General features: G+C 39.4%; 9 protein-coding genes and 3 pseudogenes. 3 read left to right on the top strand and 9 right to left on the bottom strand.

Annotated elements, in window-relative coordinates; all coding sequences use genetic code 11:
- From WIW72_RS01520 to WIW72_RS01510, 3 genes and pseudogenes are all read right to left on the bottom strand, one after another.
- Positions 1-497: pseudogene (locus WIW72_RS01520) on the bottom strand (hypothetical protein); the annotation flags it as partial.
- Between the two features lie 743 nt (positions 498-1,240).
- Positions 1,241-2,116 (bottom strand): ATP-binding cassette domain-containing protein, encoded by an 876-nt coding sequence (locus WIW72_RS01515; RefSeq protein WP_337700796.1) that lies wholly within the window; start codon positions 2,114-2,116, stop codon positions 1,241-1,243.
- Positions 2,117-2,533: 417 nt separating this feature from the next.
- On the bottom strand, positions 2,534-2,689 hold the full coding sequence (locus WIW72_RS01510; RefSeq protein ID WP_337700797.1) for a hypothetical protein: 156 nt from the start codon (positions 2,687-2,689) through the stop codon (positions 2,534-2,536).
- A gap of 231 nt (positions 2,690-2,920) precedes the next feature.
- Between WIW72_RS01510 and WIW72_RS01505 the strand changes: the two genes are divergently transcribed.
- Positions 2,921-3,157 carry a hypothetical protein gene (locus WIW72_RS01505; RefSeq protein WP_337700799.1) on the top strand — a complete coding sequence of 79 codons (237 nt, stop codon included), beginning with the start codon at positions 2,921-2,923 and terminating at the stop codon, positions 3,155-3,157.
- A 235-nt stretch (positions 3,158-3,392) separates the two neighbouring features.
- The gene (gene fdhF / locus WIW72_RS01500) at positions 3,393-5,348 is read left to right on the top strand and encodes a formate dehydrogenase subunit alpha (RefSeq protein ID WP_337700801.1); all 1,956 of its coding nucleotides are present in this window, start codon (positions 3,393-3,395) and stop codon (positions 5,346-5,348) included.
- Positions 5,349-5,641: 293 nt separating this feature from the next.
- Here the strand turns inward: fdhF and WIW72_RS01495 are convergent, their stop codons facing one another.
- Together WIW72_RS01495 and WIW72_RS01490 are read right to left on the bottom strand one after the other, a co-directional pair.
- Positions 5,642-6,016: a nucleotidyltransferase domain-containing protein gene (locus WIW72_RS01495; RefSeq protein WP_337700803.1), complete on the bottom strand. Its 375-nt coding sequence runs from the start codon at positions 6,014-6,016 to the stop codon at positions 5,642-5,644.
- Complete coding sequence (locus WIW72_RS01490) at positions 5,971-6,390, bottom strand: HEPN domain-containing protein (protein WP_337700805.1); 420 nt, start codon at positions 6,388-6,390, stop codon at positions 5,971-5,973. The genes WIW72_RS01495 and WIW72_RS01490 overlap by 46 nt, the downstream gene beginning before the upstream one ends.
- A gap of 133 nt (positions 6,391-6,523) precedes the next feature.
- Here WIW72_RS01490 and WIW72_RS01485 point away from each other — a divergent pair.
- Positions 6,524-6,946: pseudogene (locus tag WIW72_RS01485) on the top strand (hypothetical protein); the annotation flags it as partial.
- Here WIW72_RS01485 and WIW72_RS01480 read toward each other — a convergent pair.
- The 4 genes and pseudogenes from WIW72_RS01480 to WIW72_RS01470 form a co-directional block, all read right to left on the bottom strand.
- Positions 6,931-7,464 carry a hypothetical protein gene (locus WIW72_RS01480; RefSeq protein ID WP_337700807.1) on the bottom strand — a complete coding sequence of 178 codons (534 nt, stop codon included), beginning with the start codon at positions 7,462-7,464 and terminating at the stop codon, positions 6,931-6,933. The pseudogene WIW72_RS01485 and the gene WIW72_RS01480 overlap by 16 nt on opposite strands.
- A 499-nt stretch (positions 7,465-7,963) precedes the next feature.
- Positions 7,964-8,224: a hypothetical protein gene (locus WIW72_RS01475; RefSeq protein WP_337700810.1), complete on the bottom strand. Its 261-nt coding sequence runs from the start codon at positions 8,222-8,224 to the stop codon at positions 7,964-7,966.
- 153 nt (positions 8,225-8,377) lie between these two features.
- Positions 8,378-8,791, bottom strand: coding sequence for a radical SAM protein (locus WIW72_RS13215; RefSeq protein ID WP_443294745.1), 414 nt, complete (start codon positions 8,789-8,791; stop codon positions 8,378-8,380).
- Positions 8,792-9,136: 345 nt separating this feature from the next.
- Positions 9,137-9,241: pseudogene (locus WIW72_RS01470) on the bottom strand (transposase); the annotation flags it as partial.

The raw sequence follows: 9,241 nt of genomic DNA, 5'->3' as shown, positions 1-9,241 counted from the left end.
TGAAGAGACGCAATAGCTTCCCCTTGCTTCTTAACAGCTTCTTGAAGCCCCTCAATGGCTAATGTGTGTCGATTAACAGTCTCTTGAAGAGACGCAATAGCTTCCCCTTGCTTCTTAACAGCTTCTTGAAGCCCCTCAATGGCTAATGTGTGTCGATTAACAGTCTCTTGAAGAGACGCAATAGCTTCCCCTTGCTTCTTAACAGCTTCTTGAAGAGACTTGATTGCTTCTGTATGCCTATCTACAACCTCCTGCAAAGACTTAACAGCTTGCTGAAGAGACACAATGGCCTCTGTGTGTCGATTAACAGTTTGTTGTAAAGATGCAATTACCTCTGAATGTTTTCTAATCTCTTCCTGCAGGGCTTTTATACTCTCGCTATTCTCTTCTAACTTCTTTATCACGATTTCGTCCTTAAGCTTTTCATAAATTTTCTCAGCTAATGCTGAAAGTAATTGAGGATTGTTAAGTATCTCGTCAGCGATCCTCCCGCTCATACTTAATTACTTTTGAGTCAAGGATTATAAGTTATTTGGAGATAATCAAAAAACAGATATAATAATTATATCTTTAGAGATTTGTATTATGTTAAAAAGATTATTTATCTCAAGAAAGGGAATTGGGGCGAACACACTTGCATAGCTTTGCAGTATCTCAGCAGTTTGTGAATTAAGGTATATTAAGGGAGATAGACGAATTATGAGCGATTCATAGATAACATGTTGGAGGAGGCTTACTTTGAGCTGAGACCGAAGTTTTTTTTTAACCACTGAAATAATTTAAATTAAGTATGAGGGAACTTGAGGAAATTATTATCCCTTATTTGAAGAGTCTTAACGACTTAGAAAAGATTAGGAAAAGTTTGACTCAACCTACCGTTAAAAATCTTGTGTTAGAATCTGTGTCAGGAGAGTCGTTTATTCAAATGTCATGTAGAAATAGAAAGGGAATGGTTGGCTTTATCTGTTAAAGATATTAAAGTTGCTAGACCGGGTCTTATCGTAGACATTCTGTCGGAAGATGTCAAAGTACTTAATTACGATATTAAAGTGACTCTAGGTAAAGAACAGCTCGAGATAACCCCTCCCGAACGCTTTCACCTTCTGTCACGGTCTTCACGAGATTAACTAAACTGTTATCAATAGTTAAGAGCTTAAGAATACCTTAATGTTAATAATGTAATCTGCATCTTCCCCTTTTATCAAATTCTGACCCTAAACAATAATGGATAGTTTTTCTCTTAGCTTAAGTTTACAACGTTGTCGAACATAGAGGAAAAGGACTTATCCCTCGTTGTCATAATTACTTTTTTCTTATTAACTACCTCCTCTACTAACACTTTCTTCATCTCTTCGTCAAGGTAAACCTCTGCATCGTCGATAAGCACTAGTTCACCTTTCTTGCTTGAAATCACGATCTCAGCAATTCTCTTCAGACCGTGAGAAGTAACTGGGTACTTCTTACCGTCTATAAATACGCCGAAATCCGTGATAGTCACCTTTTTATCTCTGATAATCGCTTCACCTTTAGCCTCAGTAACTAAAGCAGCTGGTCTCAAGCCCAAAAAGAATAAGTCTAAGAAGGAGTTAACCACTGCGTTACCCTCCACATCTTTCAATAAGTCCTTGAGCAGGTCGAAATATTGGTATTTCTCTTTACCATTACTACCGTATACTAGTTCTATGGTGGTACCTTTAACGTTAACCTGGATCTCTCCTACTGGTAAATCCTTATTTTCCACCTCCCTTACTTCGAACTTAACGTCTTTGTTGAGGGCTAATCCCACGTTCACTTCTTCTCTCGTGATCTTTACGGACATAGTTCCTAACTCACTCTCAAAGATTACCTCACCCTCTCCGTTAATAATCTCCTTAACGTCAGAACGGAAAGTTTCTTCTATACTCCTCTTGAAGGTGTATGATAAAGCCTTTTTGAAATTATCATCTACTTGTAAAGACTTCATCTTAACTTCCTTTGCCCAGGCGTTGATTAATGCGTATAGAGTTAAGAGAAGAGTGGTTTTACCAGTGCCGTTATTCCCAGTTATAACAGTAGTCTTGTCCAACGAAAAACTAACGTCTCGGATAGCTCCTATTCTCCTTACTGTGACTTTCACTAGATACTCACCTCTTTAGCATAATATAAATATGACTGAGCTAGATTAAATGAGACCACGTGAAAATTTTTACCGAGGGTGAAAAAATCTTACCGTTTTTAATAAGCCGCTATCCCTTAAAAAGTTATAAAAGGTCATGAATTAATTGACATCCTTTAAGAATTCTAGCTAGAGAGAGCATGATACAGATAGAAGTCTGAAACTCGTTAAACAGAACTAGTTAAAACTACTTAGATTATAAGGGGCTTATAGAGAAACTTACACGTAAAAGATACTTCGATACTGTGTCTACTTTGACTTAAACCTACTAGCGTTAACATTCTTAAGCGTTTATCTTAAGAGAGAGTTGTTTAACTTCACGATAAATTATTTATCACTCTCTCTTCAGCAATGTACTCCTCTCTTTTCATAATCTTATTACTTATCCACAAAACCTTCGGCTAAGAAGAGTATTTGATAAGCAGCCCAAAACATGTTAACGGTAATTGGATAATAGCTGACCTCGTTTTTAACATTCGTTAACCACAAAAAACCCTTGATTAAAGCTAGGACTAGTAGGACTAACACTATCAAAGATGGGATGGAAAAATACTCTTTAGGTCGAACCTACCAATACCCTTTGGAGTAACCTTAAAGGGTCTTTTCCTTCGTGAAATCCATGAAATGAAAGAAAGAGTAATCGTGAAATACTCTAGATATTGAAGGGACTGATGATAAAGGAAGCCCTTAACTCCGTACTCTCCATTCCCCATCATTAGGTATACAAAAATTATTATAGAAATTATGGGGTGAGGCATGTAGGTCATGAGATATATCAACGGGTTCAGGATTAAGAACGAAACACCTAAAAGGAGAAACACCATAGGGGCTAGAACTCGATGGTGGCAAGTGGGCGAGAGATTAGAAGGGATTTATGAAGGATTTTCACAAAAAGCTAGAATTGTCAACGAAATAGGGGACTTCAGCCTCTTACCTTGGTGTATATGTTATCTCTTCCCTGAGAAGCTCTGTCTTAATCACTTGGAAATGATCCTTAACTGATGTTCACATCTCTCTGTGAGTATTTAGGGTCTAACACTCTGTATGACAGACTAACATACGGAAGATCTGCAGTTCCGACCGATGATAAGAGCTACATGTTTAGAATTACTATGTTTTCACAAATTAATTATTAAAGTTAAAATTTTATAAGGAAATATGGTTATTCACACCGATAATACATTTTATTGAGGATTTTGTAACATGTATTTAATAAGTCAGACGTTAAATACATTTTATGATAACACCTACAATTTGTCCTTTTTGTGGAGTTGGTTGTGGCTTATTACTGGACGTTGAGAACGGGAAAGTAGTTAGGGTTATCCCAGAAAAAGATCACATAGTCTCAAAAGGGAAAATTTGCGGTAAAGGGGCTACAGCCCACAAGACCTTATACTTACCCGGCAGGTTAACGAGACCCTTAAAGAGGGTCGGAGACTCGTTTATAGAGGTCGGGTGGGACGAGGCTTTAAGCGAAATAGCCGAGAGGATCAAAGAGGTCAAGGAGAAATACGGAGGAAAAGCTATCGCTATTTACGGAGGTTGTCAGAACACATTAGAGGAGGTCTACTTGATGTCAAAGTTAACAAGGTTTTTAGGGAGTAATAATGTAGACTCGTGCGCTAGGATTTGCCACGAGCCCTCAGCTACAGCGTTAAAGGAGGTCGTAGGTATCGGGGCTTCAGGTACTTCAGTAGAGGAAATACCTAACGCGAAAGTATTGGTTATCGCGGGCGAGCAGATAACCGAGAGCCACCCGGTGTTGACAGAGTACTTAATGGAGGCTAAGAAACACGGGACGAAAATAATAGTAATCGACCCGAGGTTTACGAAGACGGCTAAACTCGCCGACTTATACATCCCGGTGAACCAGGGTACTGACATCTACTTGTATAACGCTGTTGGAAACTACTTAATACAGAACGGTCTTTACGACGAAAAGTTCGTGAAGAGTAGGGCTAAAGGTTTTGAAGAGTACGTGAGGAACGTGTCACGCTACACGTTGGAAGAGGCTGAGAAGGTAACGGGAGTCCCCAAGGAGCTTATTATCAAGTTCGCTGAGATGATAACTACGAAGCCGACGATCTTCTCATGGGGTTTAGGTCTTAGCGAAGGCGGAGGTGTTAACGCCGTAAGGGCCTTCCTAAACTTGATGTTATTGACGGGTAACGTAGGGATGAAAGGGGCAGGTCTCATAGTATATAGGGGACAATCCAACGTACAAGGTTCGGGTGACTTACTGAAACCGTGGATTTTACCCAACGGACCTTTAAACGAGGAAAACGCTAGGAAACTGGGAGAACTGTGGGGTTTTGAAATACCTTTAGAAAAGGGTTTGACCGTGACGGACGCTCTACTTACCGAAAATGACATCAGGGCAGTAATTTTAGTCAACTATAACGTCGCCCACAGCTTGCCGAATAAGAGCAAGGTAATCAAGAGGCTTAAGGAGATGGATCTGGTCGTAGTTTTAGACTCTTATATGACAGACACTGCGAAACTAGCCCATTATGTTTTACCAATTGCGATGTGGGCGGAGAGTGAGGGTTCCGTAGTCTCGTTGGACAGGTTGGTCAAGTGGAGGTATAAGGCAGTTGACCCTCCCGGTGAAGCTAAACAGTCTTTATGGGTCTTGGCTGAACTGTCCGAGAGGTTGGGACTTAAAGCCAGTAAAGACCCAAAGGTCGTTTTCGAAGAGATGAAAAAAGTCGTGAAGTTGTATTCCTTACTGAAACTTGAGGACGTTATGGACTACTCTAAAAACAGCAGGTATCCTAACGGTGAGACTGTACTCTATGAAAACAAGTTCTATACTTCCGATGGTTTCGCTCATTTCATACCGGTTGAGTATAGGCAAATTAACAGAAAAGGTATCATCCTCATCACGGGTAGGATAGTTACTAAGTATAACACAGATACGTTAACGACTTTCATGAACGGTGAGGAGGATGTAGTGTACTTGAACGCGGAAGACATGAAGGAGATGGGAATTAAGGAAGGGCAAGAGGTTATTTTAAAGAGCGAGTGCGGTGAGGTGACTGTTAAGGCTAAGAGTGATGCGAGTTTAAAGAGGGGACACGCGTTTATGATCAACTCCAGTGACTTAGTCAACTACGTGGTCTGTGATTTGTTAGACCCGGAGACTAGGATCCCATATTACAAGTCCACTGAGGTCGTTATTTTGCCAAACTGACTTTTCCTTCACCGTGGAACGGTAAACCTGGAATCACCTTCTTAGAATAAATCTATAGTGAGAGAATTTCGAATAACTCAATATTGCTCTAATTATCCCTTTTTTCCGATTAGACCGAGTCTACCGTCAAGGCAAAGCTTTCAATCTTTAGTAAACGCTGTAGTCCGAGACACAGTATAGTGACTAATCTATCCAAAATGCCACCGTTACAGACGGGACAAAACCTACATATCAACGTGCCCCTCGTTTCAACTATGAGGTGTCCTCGGCAAGTATCTTCCACTTGTGTGAGTTTAACTTACGTCGCGGAAACAGCTTATATTGTATTTCTCACATAGCCCGAGGTCGTCCCTCAGGACGACACCTTTACTCCTAACGTCCCACGTAATAGGATTGTTCTTCTCCAGTGCCTTATGAAACTCCTCCTCCGTTAACGGTATTACCTCGAAGTTTGGGGGGAAGTCTAATCCTAACAGCCTTTCTAAAGGGTTACCCCTGAAGTCCCCTATTAAGAGGACGTCAATATCACTCCATACGTTGAAGTCCCCCCTAGCATAAGACCCGATCAGGAAAGCCGAATATCTCCCTTTTAAGGAGTTAACGTAAGCTCTAGCCTTTTCTATTACTTCCCTCCTCTTTCTTTCTCTCTCTGCAATAATGTCCTCCAAAGTCCCTCTATGTAATTTATTATCTCCTCCGCGTATTTAATCGCTTCTTCAGCCTCACCCTTAGTGTAATAGTACTGAGGTGTCTCACTTTGCCACGCGTCCGGGTACCTAGTGGGGATGTATAGCTTGTCCAAGTATTTAGCCTTGTCAATCAAGTCCCCAGGAGCGTTAAGTAAGGACAGTAAGTAGGACACCGTATGACCCGTCTTGGGCTGCCCTATACCGTAAAAGTAGGCCTTGACAACGAGCTCGGCGGATTGTTGTGCCTTGAAGCAGGCCCAGTTATAAAACCCCCCTGCAAGGTCATGTCTGGCACTCTCTAAGGTAAGTTTTCCTGACTTAAACCACCGGTCGAACTCACCAGTGTCGAGCATCGGAGAAAATATGAGTCATAAAATTAAAGCCTTGTCCCGAGCTTTACATAGAAAGGGGTCAAGGGGGCGAAAAGCTTCGCTAGCGGGGATGGATAGCCCCGTGTTTAAATACTCCTTTGTCAAAATTTCATTAATGGCTAGGAGGGGGAATAAGGCGATCAGAGCTACAGTTTCAATGAAGATCGCAGTCTCAGACCCCCTCCTATCCCTCGTTAATAACTACGTTAGGGCACTCCGTTTCACCCTCTTTTGGTTGAAGGAAAATGTCCTGAACCCGGAAGAGAAGGGAGTGCTTTCGAAAGTCCACGAAGAGTTGTACGAGAAGTTAAGGGAGGAGTATAATCTACCATCAAAGGTTGCTGAGGATTGTTATAGGGATGCTCTCGCGACGTACAAGGGTTGGTATAATAATCCGAGAAAAGGACGTTTTCCTAGAGTATACAAACCTACAGTATGGTTAACACCTAAAGCTAGTTATAATGTTGACTTCGAGAGAATGAATGTTAGGATTGTAAGTGTTGGTGAACTCCCAATTCTGGGTTATCCTAGAAACTTGAGTAATAATGACGCTAGAATATAACCTATTCCGCCCCCAATGTAGTTAAAGCTTACTATTGCCGTGGAGATCTCAGTAGACTCAGTAGAGGAGACTAACGTGCTTATGAGAGACTCTAACGGACTACTCGAAACCGCTATGGCAATGAGCAATATAAAGAACGTGACTACACTGACATTCATGGAGGAAAGTAAAATAAATGTAAAAACTATTAAAGCGTAAATTGCCAATAAGCCAGAGACAACTCTTATTTTTGCAAGACGTTTAATCCCCCTCTTACTAATGACAAACTGGATAATCATGTAAATTGCAGTCTCTAACTCAACGCCTATTAGTGTCAGAGAGCTGGGCATACCCATCATAACGCCGAGCTCAAAGACCATTCCCATCCAGAGGTATAGAAAGAACCAGTTGAAGCCTGCCAGTGTCGCAAGGGCCTTAGCTCTCTTGACTAATGATAGTTCTCCAGAGAAGAACTTCGGCTTAATTTCTGTCCTATCGAGGTAAGCAAAGTACAATAAAAAAAGAATCCTAAGCTTGTAAGGATAGAGAGTATTATCAAGAAAACTAGTTTATTCTGAGTCAAATATGTAACAATAGGGGCCAGGAAGAATGCTAGGCCCTCTGAACCAGAAATCAGTGAGAAAAACTTTGAGGGATCTGATAAGCGCTTAGACCATGTAACTTCCAAACTATATACGTAACTCCCTGTGTACACACCCAATAGGGAAGAAACCAATATCCCAATGAGGTAAACCGTAATGTTATCGAAGATTAAGGCTAGAGTGACCATTAGGAATAAGGCCAGTAAGTGAATGAACGGTAGTGTTCTGAAGAGCCTTTCATTATGGAGAAATAGTGGGAAAAGCCCCCGTGTAACTATTATAATTCCGTAGATTGTGCCGAGGATTGGAGTTGCATTTGCATAAGCAATGAAGTTCGTTGAATATACGGCAAAGGCACCTATCATAGTGAGTAGTGTATCTAGATAGACTAAGTATGAAGTCAGATCCCTCATTAATCTTCCCACTTTATCGCGATTCTCTTAATCGTGTGTAAAAATTCCTTGTTAAAGGCTTTACGTATATCATCTTTTCTTACATTGTAGAAATATTTTACTCTACTAGGATCTTTTAATAGCTTAGGATAAACTGTTTCAAATGGTATTACAAATCCATCAGGTGTAATAACAATCTCAGTTATATCATTGCCTTCTCTTCCGTAATGAATAATTTGGACATCAGTATAATCCTCTAGATGTAGAATAAGTGAGTTCAACAAGGGATCTCTATCTAAATTCTCTTTTAAAATAGCTATCTCTAAAAGATCAATATTCTTAAAATAACCTTCCTTTCCTAATTTATCTATAATATCGAAAATAATAAAGTCTTTTTTTTTTTTTTTGTCAATATTTACAGAGATTGCAGATATTCAAGAAGTTAATTTCTTATAATATGATAGTAAACTTAAGGTGTTACGGAATCTTTTTTCAATCATTGCATGATTAGGCATATAATAGAAATGAAAAGTAGCCAGTAACCCATATAATCCGTTTTCGCCGAGTATATTGATTTTACTCATATTCAATAAAGTAGCATTCGATATCAATATTGGTATTCTATCATGTTTTGAAAGTGAAGTAAGTATATGACTTAAAAGTTTGAAATTTAAGATTGGTTCTCCGCCACTAATAAAAAAAGGAGTGCTCCTATTAAGAACTTCTGAAAGATTTTCGATTAAAGAGGACCATTCTTGAGATGTTAATAAATCTAAAATATATCTTAAATTATGAAGTTGACAATATGGGCAGTCTAAATTACATTGATAAGTTAATACCAATGTCACTCTATCTACTAAGTCTATCAACCTTGATCACCAGAGTGTTAAAATTTCTCTCATATGGCAATTAAATGTTTCTCTACGTATCTAGTAGTTACAAAAAAAAAAATAAAATAAAAAATCTTTTTATTTATCTCTTCTTTCGTTATTGTTTATCATTACTATCTCTTTTCTTCCTACTAGTTGTTAAGTATATATGAACATATGTTCATATGAGAAAACTTTTTCAAGAAAAGAGAGTAAAGAAAGTTTGAGTAAAAATGAAAATAAGATAAAATAAAACGAATTGAAATGCGAACAATGTGGTGCACCTCTAAGTGAGGATAATATTTACGCGGCAGTTATGGGACTTTAACGTAACTTAAAGATTTTCATCAGTCCAAGTGGTCCACCTAAATAACGTTCAACGAACCTGAGGAACGCCTCCACGCTCCTCAGGTTCAGCTCCCCTATCAG

It is taken from the genome of Stygiolobus sp. CP859M (assembly GCF_037389975.1).
GTDB lineage: Archaea > Thermoproteota > Thermoprotei_A > Sulfolobales > Sulfolobaceae > Stygiolobus.
Note: the sequence above shows the minus strand (reverse complement) of the source record. Positions and strands in the feature narration are given on the sequence as shown.